At 36.1% G+C, this 15,148-nt stretch carries 12 protein-coding genes; 8 read left to right on the forward strand and 4 right to left on the reverse strand.

Annotated elements, in window-relative coordinates:
• Nucleotides 1-63 precede the first annotated feature (63 nt).
• The 6 genes from pth (at nt 64) to FXX65_RS06180 (ending at nt 6,359) form a co-directional block, all read left to right on the forward strand.
• On the forward strand, nt 64-720 hold the full coding sequence (pth, locus tag FXX65_RS06155; protein WP_147612923.1) for an aminoacyl-tRNA hydrolase: 657 nt from the start codon (nt 64-66) through the stop codon (nt 718-720).
• A gap of 450 nt (nt 721-1,170) precedes the next feature.
• Nucleotides 1,171-2,838, forward strand: a complete 1,668-nt coding sequence (locus FXX65_RS06160; protein WP_147615541.1) for a hypothetical protein — start codon at nt 1,171-1,173, stop codon at nt 2,836-2,838.
• Between the two features lie 218 nt (nt 2,839-3,056).
• The gene (locus FXX65_RS06165; protein ID WP_147612921.1) at nt 3,057-3,653 is read left to right on the forward strand and encodes an ATP-dependent Clp protease proteolytic subunit; all 597 of its coding nucleotides are present in this window, start codon (nt 3,057-3,059) and stop codon (nt 3,651-3,653) included.
• A gap of 166 nt (nt 3,654-3,819) precedes the next feature.
• Complete coding sequence (locus tag FXX65_RS06170) at nt 3,820-4,728, forward strand: GNAT family N-acetyltransferase (protein ID WP_147615542.1); 909 nt, start codon at nt 3,820-3,822, stop codon at nt 4,726-4,728.
• A 26-nt stretch (nt 4,729-4,754) separates the two neighbouring features.
• A complete protein-coding gene (locus FXX65_RS06175) occupies nt 4,755-5,582 on the forward strand; it encodes a DbpA RNA binding domain-containing protein (protein ID WP_147615543.1) in 828 nt (275 codons plus the stop codon).
• A 72-nt stretch (nt 5,583-5,654) separates the two neighbouring features.
• Nucleotides 5,655-6,359: an MBL fold metallo-hydrolase gene (locus tag FXX65_RS06180; protein ID WP_187116230.1), complete on the forward strand. Its 705-nt coding sequence runs from the start codon at nt 5,655-5,657 to the stop codon at nt 6,357-6,359.
• A 114-nt stretch (nt 6,360-6,473) separates the two neighbouring features.
• Here FXX65_RS06180 and FXX65_RS06185 read toward each other — a convergent pair whose 3' ends face one another.
• The 4 genes from FXX65_RS06185 to FXX65_RS06200 form a co-directional block, all read right to left on the reverse strand.
• Nucleotides 6,474-7,271, reverse strand: coding sequence for a hypothetical protein (locus FXX65_RS06185; RefSeq protein WP_147615545.1), 798 nt, complete (start codon nt 7,269-7,271; stop codon nt 6,474-6,476).
• A 140-nt stretch (nt 7,272-7,411) separates the two neighbouring features.
• Entirely contained in the window at nt 7,412-8,191 is a 780-nt protein-coding gene (locus FXX65_RS06190; RefSeq protein WP_147612916.1) for a FecR family protein, read from the reverse strand.
• Nucleotides 8,192-8,208: 17 nt separating this feature from the next.
• Nucleotides 8,209-9,354: a hypothetical protein gene (locus FXX65_RS06195; RefSeq protein WP_147615546.1), complete on the reverse strand. Its 1,146-nt coding sequence runs from the start codon at nt 9,352-9,354 to the stop codon at nt 8,209-8,211.
• Nucleotides 9,351-9,806, reverse strand: coding sequence for a hypothetical protein (locus FXX65_RS06200; RefSeq protein WP_147615547.1), 456 nt, complete (start codon nt 9,804-9,806; stop codon nt 9,351-9,353). The genes FXX65_RS06195 and FXX65_RS06200 overlap by 4 nt, the downstream gene beginning before the upstream one ends.
• 56 nt (nt 9,807-9,862) lie before the next feature.
• Here FXX65_RS06200 and FXX65_RS06205 point away from each other — a divergent pair, with 56 nt between their 5' ends.
• Together FXX65_RS06205 and FXX65_RS06210 are read left to right on the forward strand one after the other, a co-directional pair.
• Nucleotides 9,863-12,694 (forward strand): CHASE2 domain-containing protein, encoded by a 2,832-nt coding sequence (locus FXX65_RS06205; protein WP_187116231.1) that lies wholly within the window; start codon nt 9,863-9,865, stop codon nt 12,692-12,694.
• 357 nt (nt 12,695-13,051) lie between these two features.
• Nucleotides 13,052-14,974 carry a right-handed parallel beta-helix repeat-containing protein gene (locus FXX65_RS06210; RefSeq protein WP_147615549.1) on the forward strand — a complete coding sequence of 641 codons (1,923 nt, stop codon included), beginning with the start codon at nt 13,052-13,054 and terminating at the stop codon, nt 14,972-14,974.
• Nucleotides 14,975-15,148: the final 174 nt, after the last annotated feature.

Below are 15,148 nucleotides of genomic sequence, written 5' to 3' on the forward strand. Positions count from 1 at the left end.
CGATGTAATTTTGTTTGTTTTGTATTGCGTGAACCTTAATCAATAAATTGCTATAATAAAATCATGATAAAACTTGTTGCTTTTTTAGGAAATTACGGACTTGAATACGAAAAAACTCGTCATAATGTTGCGTGGCAGTTTGCAAGAGAGCTTCCTTTTTACGATAGATTAAACTGGCAGACCAAATTTAAAGGCGAATATGCCGCTGTTGAAACAGAAAAACTTGCAGAATATTTTGCTCAGACTGGAATGTATGCAAAAAAAGACGGCACTGCACCGCTAGTTCCGCAGAACGCACCCGAAAAAATTTATTTTTTAAAACCTTTCACTTACATGAACTTGAGTGGCGAAAGCGTTCTGGAACTTGCACATTTTTTTAAGATAGATGCAAAAGAAATTCTCGTTGTTCACGATGAACTTGAACTTCCGTTGGGAACCGTAAGTTTAAAGTGGAGCGGAGGGCTTGGAGGTCACAATGGACTTCGTTCGATGAAAGCCTGTTTTGGCACCGCGGATTTTTGGCGTCTGCGCTTTGGACTTACAAAACCTCTCAACAGGGACATTGCAGATTACGTTCTTTCGCCTTTTTCAAACGATGAACAGGAAGTTTTATCGCAAACTTTTAGTGCCACAAATGAACTTTTTGCAAAATTTCTGCTTTCTACGGAAGAAAATCAGCAGAGGCTTTTGCAAGTCTGGAACAAGAAAAAAATAGTTTAGCCGGATTTTACAGATTTTACGGGCGGCTTTTTGCTCCACTAAAGTTTCGCAAAAATCAGGCTTTACAGGGTTCCGCTATTCGCTTCATTGCGACAAGTCGCAACGCTGCGCGCCCTTCCAATCCTTGCCACTTGTCGCACAGGAGGTGCGACTTACAAAAAATATTGACAGTTTTGCAAAAACTGTCAGTTAAAGAAAAACACGGAAGTTCTTCGTTAACGCCAATCCCTTGCCGTTGGAAGCTCGCAGGCGGGTAGCGGGGCTACAAGTAGACCTTGCCGCTTGTCGCACACGGATGTGCGTTTCAATGATGTGAGGTTTCAATTTCGTACCAGTGGAAAATAAATAAACAAAGTTATAAGGTATTTATGTCGACCTCGTTCTGATGTCGTTATTATTTAGCCGTGTATTTCTACTTTTGAAAAGCGACTTAAAAAAATAGGAAAGGATATGAAAATTACAAAAAAATTGATTTTTGTTACATCCGTTTTTTTTGCGTTAAATTATGCAATCGCGGATGAATGGGATGATTTTGGAAGCGATTCTGATTTTTCTTCTACTTCGCCTGTTGTTAGCATAAGCGGAAGTGCTAAAATGTCTGGTCGAGCGTACGCAGATTTTAGAGAAGATGGCGATTCTGGCAAAAGATATTCTGCAAAAGACCTCAAAGTCGAAAGCATCCCGGAAGCTTCCCTCAATTTTGATTATAACGGTTCATCTTCTGAAGTCTATTTTAAATTAAAATTCAATAAAAACTCTTTGGGCGAATATAAAGCGGATATCCTTGATGAATTTAGTGCTCGTGCGTATCTTGGAAATTTTCAGCTGGAAGCAGGCAAAATGAAAGTTGTCTGGGGCAAGGGTGACAAAATTCACGTAGTCGATAACTTTAACGCAAACGATTACACGAATTTTGTATACCCAGACTATATTGAACGCCGAATTGCAGAGCCAATGTTGCGCCTAGTTTATTCAACAGCGTCAAACATTAAATTTGAAGCGATTTACACCCCAGTTATGAGCGTAGACCGCCTTGCAAGCGGTGGAATCTGGCAGCCTTATGCGTCTAAAAGGCTTGCTAACAATTTACAATCTTTTGTAAAAGCTTACCTTGTAAATGCAACTAACGCTAAAGTAAATGCAAATAATCTTGCTTCTCAAGCGGCAACCCTTGCCTCTCTTTACGATAATGGTGCAGGAGACGCTAATGCTGGTGCTAAACTTACAGCACTTATTACAAATAATGCTACAACGCTTGCTAAATATGGGCTTGATACGAGTACTCCTTTTACTATTATGAATACTGCAACTACTGCTATAACAAAGTATGTTGCTGCAACGGAAACTGCCTATCTTACAGCCCTGTCTGCTTCTTCTAATGTTGCTTCTAATCTTTATCCAGATACAGCGTCTCTAAAATATGGACAAGCAGGTTTACGCAGCACATTTACGCTTGGGCATTTTGACTTAGGTTTTAATTATTACTATGGACACTACAAGCAACCTTCTAGCGACTCTACGAAAGTTGCTTCGTATGTTACAAAAGTTTTGTCGGGAGCAACTATTACAGAAGACGATAAATTCCTTTGTTACGACAGATTGCAGGTTTTTGGTGTAGAAATGGCAACTGTTCTTTGGAAGTTCAATCTTAGAGGCGAAGGCGCATATTATTTAACAAAAGACACCGCAGGAGACGATTCAAGCGTTCACAACAATAGCATTCAGTGGGTGTTTGGTTTTGATATGGATTTGCCAGTTTCAAATGTAAACTTAAACGTTCAAACTCAAGGCAAATACGTGTTGAACAACAAAAAAATCAAAGATAGTGCAAACGTAAACGATGTCGATTACAATTCTGACGACAAATACACGAGCAATAAGTTGATTGTAGATATTACCGATTCTTATCTGCACGAAAATATAAAACTCGACTTAAAAGGCATATACGAAGTTGAAACAAAGGATTTTGTCATAATGCCTTCTGTAACTTTTAAAACTGTTGACGATTTTTCTGTTACAGCGTCTGGAATGCTTATAAAAACCGACAATGTAAATTCTGATTTTTATAACTTTAGAAGAAACAGTTTTGCGCAAATTTCTTGCAAATATTTGTTCTAGCGTAAAGTAAAGTTACTTTATAAAAATTTTATCTTTGAAATTTTTACTTTGTTGTAACTTTTTGCGGGGTTTGGGGCAGAGCCCCAGGAGAAGGGGTAGGGCGCAACGCAGTGCGACCGCAGGGGAAGGCTTTCCCCTCCTAAAAAAATGAATTCTTAAATGATTTACAAAAATCTATTTTATTAGACAACTGCGCTTATTTTTAATATATTTTAACCATGAGTATTTTTATTAACGAAGAAGAAAAAAAAGAGAAAAAAAATTCTCCCGACAACTTGATGGACAAGATTTTAAAGACTCGCCAGATTATTGTAAGCGGCGAAGTGAACGAAGAACTTGTCGAAAAAATTGTAAAACAACTTTTTGTATTGGAAGCGGAATCTGATAAACCTATATATCTTTACATCGATTCGCCAGGTGGCTCGATTGACGATGGTTTTGGGCTTTACGATGTTATCCGTTTTATAAATGCGCCTGTCTACACGATTGGGATGGGGTTGATTGCAAGTATGGGTGTAACCTTGTTTTTGTCTGTTCCAAAAGAAAGAAGATTCAGCTTGCCAAACAGCCACTTTTTAATTCATCAGCCGCTTATGGGATCCAGCCGTGGTGTTGCAACCGATATTGAAATTACCGCTCAGGAAATAACAAAATCAAGAGAAGTTTTAACAAAATTGATTGCTGATGCAACTGGAAAAGATTTTGAAACTATAAAAAGAGATACTGAACGCGACTATTGGTTAACTGCTGGAGAAGCGCTGGAATATGGGCTTGTCGGAAAAATCATAAAAACTCGCACAGAACTTCCATTGTAGTTTTATGAGTTTGAAAAATCCGGAATTGCTGAAAAAGCGATTTTATTGAATATCAAAACTTTGCTTTTGAACAAGAATTTTTGGACAATTTTGTAGAACTTAATTTGTCTGTTTTTTGCAAACAAATTGAATCAAAGTGAAAACTGTGATAGATTGGGGCTATCGGATGATTTTTGATTTAACGGATTCGCTTTGCTCTCAAATTCTTTTTGCGATGGAAAATCAGCAAAAGGATTTTGCTTTGGACGCAAGAACAAAAAAAGTTATTGAGTGCGACCATAGCGAAGTTGATCAGGAAAACATTTATCTGTTGCCAGTTTGGACAAGTTCCGACGGTTATAATTTGCTTGAATCTTTTGTTGCCTCGTATAAAGGTGTTGAGCCTTACGAGCAGTTTGCTGGGATTCTTGCAGAAGGACGGGGGGTATTTAAGAATTTTAAAAATACTTTAAAGATGTACCCAGAAATAGAGCGAAGATTTCACTCTTTTAAAAATAAGAAAATGAAATTTTTGATTTACGAATGGTATAATGCACTTCGCGAATCTTGGGGTCTTGAATCTTTAGAACAGGATTTTTACGAATACGACGACCTGATTTTAGAAGATTTTACCTTTCGTGCGTTTGACTGCAATTTGGACAGCGTTGACGCGGCGAACCTTGCAAGTGCTTTTTTTGAAGAATTAAAAGAAAAATTTTTTGGCAAATTGGGATTTGCCCTTTCTAAGCAGAGCGAGGCTCTGTTTAATTTTATAAATCAGGGACTAAAAAACGAAAGTGTTAAAGGCTTTGTCTGCCACACTTTATCAGATGAGTTTGCTGGTTGTCTTTTATATTCTTCCGATTTGTCCTCAACACAAGAGAGTGTTTTTTTGACAGGTCTTTTTGTGAAACAGAATTACCGTGGGCTTGGAATAGCGAGAGAACTTTTAAAAAGATGTATTTCCAGCTTGAGCGAAAACGGAATTCAATTTTTTATTATAGATAATTCGTTTGTACCAAAAGTGTTAAAACCTATGCTCGAAAAAATGGGGTTTAGGGAAGAAGATTTTGCTTTTGTTTACGAATTAAAATAAGCCTTTTTGACTTAAGGAGTATTACGATGGCTTTTAACAGACGAGAAACTGAACTAAACATGGAACAAGTGGCTGCTTTTTTAAAAGATGCAGTTGCAAAGGTAGAAGCAAATCCAGAAAGATTTGAAGAACTTAAAAAAGTTTTTAAGAAGAATGTTCCTTTGACAAGGCGCTCTTATGTTGCAGCATATCTTTTGAAATGTGCAAGCGGAGCGATTTTTCATTTTAATCCAAATAAAAAACGAGAAGATTTCCGTGCAAGACGCGAAGAATCCCGCCATAGCCGTTTTGAAGAACGCAAAGAGAGAACAGAAAATTCTGAAAATACAGAAACAAAAGAGCGTTTTCAGCATGTTGAAATAGATCCTGCAAATGCAGCAACAGTTTTTGTTAGCATCGGACGCAACCGCAGAGTTTATCCTAGAGATTTGCTCGGCCTTTTTATAAACGAAGCAGGAATAGAACGCGAAAGAATTGGCAACATAAAGGTACTTGCTAATTATTCATTTATAGAACTTTTTAAAGAAGATGCCGACAAAGTTATCGCTTCTTTAAACGATTTTGAATGGCGAGGTCGCAAACTTTCTGTAAGTTATTCTGCAAAAAAAGACGATGACGAGAATTTCGAACAAGCAGAATCTACAAAAAATGATTTTGTCAACAACGAGCGAATTCCAGATGTTGAAAATACTTCTGCACCAATCGTAGATAGTTTTACCGTTAATAATTCTGACACAGTCGCTCAGCAGGCAGCCTTTGCAAAAGAAATGGAAAAAACACCTGTAGAAATGTCCGATGAAGAAATAATGGCTCTTCGTAAGCCTCGTTCAAGCTCTTCTTCTGATATACAATAAGAAACTATTGCACTTGATATGTGCTTTTGACCGGCTCTTTTGCGCCGGTCTTTTTTTTGTTGAGGAATGTCAATGTCTATCGTAAAAGTAATTCAAACTGGACCGCTTCTTGTTAATTCGCTTGTTGTTTCGCTTTGTGAGAATAAGGTTTTTGTTGTTGATCCTGCCTGTTGTTCGTTTAGTTCAGACGAAAAAAAGATTTCATCGTACTTGGAACAAAATAAATTGGACTTGGTCGCAATAGTTTTGACTCATGGGCATTTTGACCATGTTGCAGGACTTCCGTCCCTAAAAAGAATGTATCCTGATGTTCCAATCTTAATTCATAAAGCAGACAGTTTTATGATAGGCGACTCTTGTGCAAATATTCAATCAAAACAACTTTCGTATATTGGTTTTTCAGATTTTATTCCCTATGTTAGCTCTTTGCCCAATTTTGATTTTGAACTCGAAGATGAAAAAAATCTCTTTGAATGTTTAGGTGAATTTTCAAAATCTCTAGAAGATAAAGAATTAAAAAATACACTTTTCTCATGGAAAATTTTGCATACTCCAGGGCACACGATGGGAAGCGTTTGCCTTTATAATGCAAAAGAAAAAATTTTAATTTCTGGAGATACAGTTTTTTATCAAAGTTGGGGAAGAACAGATTTGGGCGGAAGCGAAGAGTTGATTTTAAAAAGCCTTGCACGGTTAAAAAAACTTGTAGAACCAGAAACAACCGTCTATCCAGGACACGATTATTTTGGATTTAAGATGAAAGAAAATTATCTTTAAAAGGAAAACAGTTTTGTAATTGAAAAATTAGAAATTATAAAATTGCAAATCATTGGTGATCTTTTGCATAATTTTGTGAATTTTAGAGCAAATTTTATTTCTTCGTGTAAATTTTTATTCAAATATAAAGTGATTTACAGATTTTAGACCTGTCTCGTAGTCGTTGTACCTATGAATAGTTTTTTGTTTGCCGACAATTTTTTGCACGAATTGAAGTAAAGTTTTTTCTTGCGGTAGACTTCCATTTAATTCTATCATTGCATCTACTGCGTTTATCAATAAGGTTGCAGAATCAAAATTAGGAATTTCTGCCGTATTTTCTAAATCCAAATCCTCTGTTTTGGGAATGTAGTCAAGGACGAAGTCCGCTGTAGATTCTGAGCCTAAAGTATCATCCTGTTGAAAAAATGCAAATACAGGATATAATCGCTTTTTCCCATCGATTTGATTCTTGTCTTCGAGTCTTGCAAGTGCGTTGCACAATCCTTCTGGCGCTCCAAAGGTTATTATTCCCGCTAAATTTTCGTCTTCGAGAGAATTATATAATGAACTTATCCTTTCTTTTCCTGCAACGATAAAATCTCTCGGATAAATTAAAACTTTTATGAGGCCTTCGCTTTTTGTTTTTAAGCCGTAATTTAGATTTAAAAGTTGCAAAAAATTTTCGATTGTGGATTCATCGTTGTAACTATGTCCCAAAATAATAGCAATTGTCTTTTCGCTTAGGAAAGATTTTGTCTGTTCATCGAGTTTTTTTAATTTTACGCCAGTTTTTAAAGTTTGTGATAGGTATTCTTCGTTTTTTTGAATGGGAGAGGAGATGTTTTTGTTTTTTGTGCAAGAATTAAAAAAAGATAAGACTAATATAATCAAAGTAAGTGTGCTTAATTTACGAAATAAGTTTTTTTTCATATTTTTATACTATCAAATTTAATCTTTTGTGAGTAGTTAAGTTTTTTGTGAATGTAGACAAAAAAATACCCCAAAATCAAACTTTATCGCTCAATTTTAGGGTGTGTATTCAGCTTATTATTAGGTTTTTATTATAAAAATTAAAAAGAGACAGATATTACAACATTGGCCTTTTTAGCAGTTTTTGTTTCTTCTGTGGATGCTAGACCTGCCTGTGTTGTGGGAGTCTTTGTTCCACCTACATCTGTTGCCTCTTTTGCTGCATTTTCCATAGGTGTTACCACTGCCGTTTCTGTAAAGGATGAAGTCATATTCTTTTTTACAAGTATTGCACCTGCTGCCGCTTGACCATCAGAAACTGCACTTGCAGAATTTTCTTCTTCTGTAGTCGAGTGTGCGCTTTCGTCATCTGATGCAACTGATGCAGTCTGATTTCCAGAAGATTTCCATGCTGCAACTGAACCTTCGTAACCTACAATTTCTGTGCTCCTAAATGTGTTTGTAACTCCCATTACAGTTCCGCGTACAGAAGCGGTTGCAACTGGGGAGCGTACTGTAAAGCCAACTCTGCGGTCGGCAGTCTTTTTTACATCTGATTTTAAAGAGCCAGTGTCTAAAAATAGCCTCGTGTCGTCTTTGTCAGTCTTTTCTGCGAGTTGTTCTATCGTCACTCTGCTCAAAGGGGCAACTGTTACTGTAGAATTTTTTATCTTCAAGATAACTTCAGATTTAAAACCTGTTTGAATCACATCGCCTTTTTTTAAAGAATTTCCCACTGAAAGTTTAGCCCAAGAATTTCCTTTTTGAACTTCTGCCTTTCCTTTAGAAGAAACGACTGTTGCTTCCATAGAAGTTGCAGTGAATATCGCTATTGTTGTAACAAAAAGAATCGCAGTTAATTTTTTTATTGCTCTTTTCATTTTTATTCCTCCTAAAATTAGAATGTGAGAGAAACCTTGAGTGTCAGCGCAGTTTTGTTGATGTCCGAATTATTTTTGTCAAAATATTGCGAAAAATCACAACCTAAAAGAACATCACTCAAAAGTTGATAGTAAAGGTTTGTTGCGTACTGGAATCCCTTGTATTTAAAGTTATTTTCGTCTGTTTTAAATACAGTGTCGAATCCTGCACTTAAAAAAACAGAAGAAATTGGTTTTATAGAAGCTGAAAGACCGCACATAAAAATGCTCGTATACTCATCTTCTTCCATAGATTTTACAGCAGTATTGCTCGTAAATCCATAAAATCCAGATTTTTTTGAATTTTCTTTGCTAGAATTTCCTGTTGTATAAACAGTTTTTAGAGAGATTTGAGAGTTTTTAAAGTTTGGATAATAGAATATCTCTGCTTTTGAAAGGTTTGAAAATTTGGTGTCGTTGCCTTGCTGTTGCAAAAGTCCTAACACGCTGTTTACTTCGTAAAAAAAGCCTTCTGTTAAAGGTCCTTTTATTGCAGCTTGCAAATATCCGCGATTTAATTTTCCAGATGAAAGTTTAGAACTCCATAAAAATTCTGTAGAAATTGTCTGCTCTTTCCAAATATCTGGGAATGAAAACTGCAAACCCGCTACGGCATATTTTTCGCAGTTTAAATAAGTCTTGTCATCATCATTTTTTGTTTGTGAATCTCCAAGTATCGTTACAAAGCGAGAGTTTAAAAGACCCGTGTAAAATCCGTATGCTTTTGCTTTTAAAGTAGGTTTATTAAAGTTTACCAAAACGCCATCGCCATTCTGTGTGTAGATGATTTTAGAAAGATCGGAATAGAAAAATCTTCCTGCATTTATCGTAAAATCACCTTTTATCATTTCGTATTTTGCGATATCGATGTTTATTGAATTGAGCGTTTTTTTCTGTCCAAAGTCGTGTTCAAATTGATATTTGCCTTGAATAAGAAAATAGTCTGTTGAGTTTAGCGAATATTTTCCCCAAAGATTTAGAGCATTTTTTTGATTTAATTTTAATCCATCTTTTGCATTTTGATTTGCAAATTTTGATGTGTTTGAAAAACTTCCACCCCAGTCAAAAGCAAAAACTGCTGCGCTAAGGGCAATAAATAAAGATGTAACCAGTAATTTTTTCATTTTGTCGCTCCTTCATCGTCTTTTGGCAGGCATCCGTTAAAAAGTGCAATTAAATCTCTTCCTGTTAAAGTTTCTTCTGGGTCTGCAAGAGCTGGGATTATGGATTTTGCTTTTAATTCTATGAGTGCATATCGTGGATTTTTAAAAATCGTGTAAAAAAGTCCGCCTTTTAGATTTACAGTTTTTGCACAGATGAATGCTGCTTTTTCAAGTGTGAGCGTAGCAGAAGGTTCTGTTTTTTCTGAAAGAATATTTTTCTCTTTGAGCTTTTGTACAGCTTTTTCATAACTTTCGTCATCGCTTATATCATTTGTGTAGATTGCAGAAAGATAAGCTGCTTGAGCAAAAGTTGCCTTATCCGTATTGATTATATCTGTGAGTTTTGAAGAACTCTGAGCGTTAGCGGCCAATGCAAAAAGAAAAGCCATGCAAAAAAACAAACTCTTTTTCATGTTATCTCCGTTAAATTTTATATCAAAATTATAACATGTGTTATAATTTTTGTCATATGAGAGTAAAAAAATTGAGCAAATTGTTTAAAGAAAAGTCAGATAGGATTGCAACCGTAGCAATTATAATTCTTTGGGGATTGTTTGAAATTCTTGGACTTTTTCAAAAGTTCGACTATCGTCTTTATGACTTATTGCTGGGGTTAAGACCTCAGCCAGAAACAAGGCCTGAACTGCTTTTTGTAGAGATTGATAATAAATCTCTTGAAGATTTAGGACCTTGGCCTTGGAGTCGAGATATATTGGCAAATTCGCTCATCAGAATGAAAGAGTTGGGTGCAAAAACCGCTGTATTCGATATTGAGTATCTTTCGCCTTCTAATTTGGGCGTAAATCCAAATGCATCGGAAGATATTTCTAAAGCGATTGACGTTCAAAAGCAGGATGTTGCCGATGTTATAAATCAACTTGCAGGTGCTGCGACTGGAGGGATGTACAGCAAAACTGACCTTACCGCTCTTGCAAAGGAAGCGATTGAAGAATGGGTAAATCCAGGCTTAGATGCTCTAAAAGATAGCATACGAAATGCGTCGTTCCAGGATAACGATGCACTTTTTGCAAAATCAATTCAATTCTTTGGCGACACTTGGCTAACTGTGAATATTTTAGATTTGGATATAAATTACACTCCGGAGTATCTGGATTATGTAAAGCAAAAGTGTCTGTATTCAAATGTTGAAGATAAAACTGGAAGGATAAAAAAAGGAAATCTCTATTATTTAATTGACCAAGGCGGAGATAATAAATTGGGCTTTTGCCCTGCTAGACAGCAATTTATGCAAGGAGCAGCAGGCGCTGGTTTTACAAATGTCGTTTTAGATAGCGATGGAACAAGGCGCCGCGTTGAACTTTTAAGCGACCAAGACGGAAGCTATGTGGCTCAACTCGTATTTTCGCCAATTTTAAAAATCTTAAATCCAAAAAAAATAATCAGAACTCCGTTTGCTGTAAAATTGGTTGATGCAAAAGATCCAGATACAGGAGAGCTTACAGATATATCGATTCCAGTGGACAGGCACGGAAGAATGCTGATTAACTGGTTAAAAAAAGAATTTATAGATTCGTTTAGGCGAGAAAGCGTCGTTATGCTCTTTCAGCTTGACGAAACGGAAAACAACATTCTTGCATTGTTGGGAACTCTTTCTAGCTTTAACCTTTGGGATAAAAACGGAAATTCGCTTTCTTTTAAAAATGAAGTAAACGAAATATTGCAGGATTATTCACAGATAAGTGAATATAAAAATTATTTGCTTTCAAAATGCAAAGGTACAGACGAAAAGGGCAAAGCGATTGACGGTGGAATTGCAGAAAGCGAATATTCTGATTATTTTTCTGCACGTGCTGCATTTTTTGAAAGAGTTAGCTCTTTTATAAGTGGTTCGTATTTTCCAGAGATTTTTAACCGTTTAAAAGAGATGAGTGGCGAACTTGATGAACAAAATTACAAAGAAGTTGTTTCTGGAATAGAAAACTTGTGCGACAGTCTTAAAAACGAAAATGAAATTTACCTTGGAACCTTTGCCGAAAAAAAAGAAGTTTATAAGGATTCATTTTGTATAATAGGAAACACTGCAAGTTCGACTACGGATTTGGGAACCACACCTTTTAACAGAGCGTACCCAAATGTTGGAACTCACGCCAACGTGTATAATACGATAATAAATCGCAATTTTATACGTGAGATTCATTGGATTTTCGCCTTTGTATTTGCTTCGTTATTGGCATTTTTCTGTGTCGTTTACACTAACGGTAAAAAAGCGTTGATTCAGAATTTTTTCGGCATTCTTTCAGTGCTTTTAACAATCGCTATTCCTCAAATTTTGATGGTTGTCTTTAAAATTTATGTTCCAATAACTGCTTCTGTACTTATAACTACTTCAACCTACCTAGTTGCAGTTATATTAAGATTTGTTACATCAGAAAAAGATAAGAGCGTTCTACGCAATGCATTTTCTACTTATCTTGCGCCGGCAGTTGTTGAGCAGATTGTAAAAGATCCTTCAAAATTAAAATTAGGCGGTGTAGAAAAGCGCATGACTGCCTTGTTCTCTGATATAAAGGCTTTTTCTTCGTTTTCTGAACTCGTAACTCCTACAGAACTCGTAAGCATTTTGAATGAATATCTTGGAAGTATGTCTGATATGGTTTTGGCAGAACAGGGAACTATAGATAAATATATTGGAGACTCGATAGTTGCGTTTTTTGGTGCGCCTATAGATTTGGAGCAACCTGCATGGAGTGCAATAGTTTCTGCAATAAGGATGAAGCAGCAGGAAGATAAGTTTAATTCAGAAAAAATTGCAAGCGGTAGCATTCCTATGGAATTGAAAACTCGAATCGGCATAAATACTGGTAATATGGTTGTTGGAAACATGGGTACGAGTACAAAGATGAATTACACGATAATGGGCGATGCTGTAAATCTTGCGAGCAGGCTTGAAGGTGTAAACAAAGTTTATAAATCCTGGATTTTATGCAGCGATTATACTTGGGATGATGCAAATTCAGGCGAGCATTTAGGAAAAATTGTAGCACGCAGATTTGACAGAGTAAGAGTTGTTGGAAGGGAAGAGCCTGTACAACTCTGGAATATTTTGGGTTTTAAAGATGAACTTGCAGAAAACGTTCTTGAATCTATAGATGTTTTCGACAAAGCGATGGAGAAATATCTTGCTAGAGATTTTTCTGGTGCAGGAAAACTCTTTTTAAAAGCGAATAAACTTGTTCCAGAAGATGAATCGCCACTTGTGTATGCCCAACGATGTAAAGATTATATAGAAAAAGGCTTGCCAGACCATTGGGATGGAATAATGAACATGACTTCAAAATAACGACATCTGAAAAACCGCAAAAACTTAGTTATTCAAAACAATGTAAAATCTCTTTTTATGGTAAAAACATCGTAGAAAGGGATTTTTTTTATTTATGCGTAATAATCCTTTTTTACAACTGAAAAATACAAAATTTAAATTTTTAAAATCTAAAAACGAGGTCGTTATAATACAAAAATAAAATTGAAAATTGTTTTAAAAAAGTTAGATACTGTATAAATGAAAATTATCTTTGAATAATTTTTAGAATTATCCATATAAAAATACCAATTAAAAATCTCAATTAAAATCATAATCAGTATAAAATTTATCGGAGAAGAGAAATATTACCTCATACAACTAAAAAAGGGGGATTGTATGAAAAAAAGTTTTTTGAAGAAAACGCTTGGATTGCTTCTTGTTGCTCTAGTGTTTTTAGGATGTTCAAATCTTTCTGTAAATGAAGCAGAAGGCCAACTGGTAGATTTAGATGCAGAAAGAGCAATTTCTAGTGCATCAAATCTTTCTGTTGGAACAATAAACAAAAATACTGATTACGGAGATTTTACAGTTTTGGCAACTTCTTCAAAGGTTGTAAAAATAACATCTACATCAACATCGTATGGGGGAAAAACTTATTCAAAAGCGTGGGATTTACAAGGGGGTGCGAATGGAGTTATGCCGACTTATCGTGCATTTAAGTTTAATCTTTCTTCTGGCGAAAAATTTACTGCAATTGTAAATGCTAACTCTAATAGAACTCTTCAACTTTCAAACGGAAATCAAGTTGTTGACAGTTTTGCTGTTACTAAAACAACAAATGAATATTCTTATACAGCAAAAGCTTCTGGAACATACTATCTTTATTCAAAATCAAGTTCTTTACGAGTGTTTGCAATTACAAAATCAGGCTCGGCAAGTGGAGGTTCGTCATCAGGTTCTGGCTCTTCAAGTGGTGGTTCTTCTGGAGGAGGAGCTTCTTCTTCTGAAAGTCTTTCTATTTCTCAGTCAAAAACACAAAACGGTGTTGGAGCTTGCTCTAGGTTGAGAGAAATAACTTCTGTTAGTCAGATAAAAAATGCCATTCAAGTGTCTTCGGCTTCTGCACTAAAAGCGGCTTTGAATTCTGTTTCAAATGGCGGTGCAATTGTTCTTTCAAAGGGAACTTATTCATTTTCTGAAACACTAACTATTTCTTCTTCTAATAACGGCTCATCTTCTGCTATGAAGTATGTTATTGCAGCTCCTGGAACAACTGCGGATCAGGTTATTCTCGATTTTTCTGGACAAAGCCTTGCAGATTCAAACCGTGGAATTCAACTGTTTGGTGATTGGTGGCATTTTTATGGGATTACGATAAAAGGTGCTGGGGATAACGGAATGTATGTTTCTGGAAATAATAATATAGTAGAAAACTGTATTTTTGTTGAAAATCGTGACACAGGACTTCAGATTGCTCGAGAAAGTTCATCTCTTTCTAATATGAGCGATTGGCCTGCAAATAATCTTATTTTGAACTGTACTTCTTACGATAATGCAGATAAAACTGGAGAAAATGCAGACGGGTTTGCCTGCAAGTTAACCGCAGGAAACGGGAACGTATTTGATGGTTGTATTGCTTATTCAAATTCCGATGACGGTTGGGACTTATACGCAAAAGAAGTAACAGGGCCAATAGGTGTTGTTACTATAAAAAACTGTATAGCATTCAATAACGGAAAATTGACAACAGGTTCAACTTACGGAAATGGAGATATGAACGGATTTAAACTTGGTGGTTCAAATGGAAAAGTTCCTACAGCTCATATAGTTTCAAATTGTGTTGCATTTTCAAACGGGCATGATGGCTTTACAGACAATGGAAATGGTGGTCCTTTAAAACTTACAAATTGTACTTCCTACAATAACGAAAAAGTGAACTTTAATTTTGGGCGCACAAACAAGGGTGAATTTACAGGACTCGTTACCGCTTCTCCAAAAAATTCCGACAAATACGGAACATCTTCTGTTGCTTCAACGCTTTCTAAAACTCTGTATTTTACAAACGGCAAATATTATTGGCTTGCTTCTGCAACTGCAATAACAAACGGTAAAAAAGATGTTGGGACAGTTGTTGGCACACCAAGTTTTAAATCTACATCTCTGCCATCTGCAAATACAACTGTACATGCTTCCCTGCGCAATGCTGATGGAACGATAAAACTTGGAAATATCCTTGTTCCAAATGATTCTAACTATATAGGAGCTAGATTTTCAACTCAAGCGGCAACTTTAAAAGGTGTAAGTCTCTATACAAAATAAAATTTCTTGCAAAACTGTCAACATTGCTTGTCGGTCGCACATCCTTGTGCGACCGTGCGGCAGGGTCTACTTGTAGCCCCGCTGCCCGCCTGCGAGCTTACAGCAGCAAGGGATTGGAGTTTCAAGAAAACTTCCGTGTTTTCTTGAAACGGACAGTTTTTTTGCAAAAACTGT

Origin of the sequence: Treponema pectinovorum, from assembly GCF_900497595.1 — a bacterium.
GTDB classification, from domain to species: Bacteria; Spirochaetota; Spirochaetia; order Treponematales; family Treponemataceae; genus Treponema_D; species Treponema_D pectinovorum.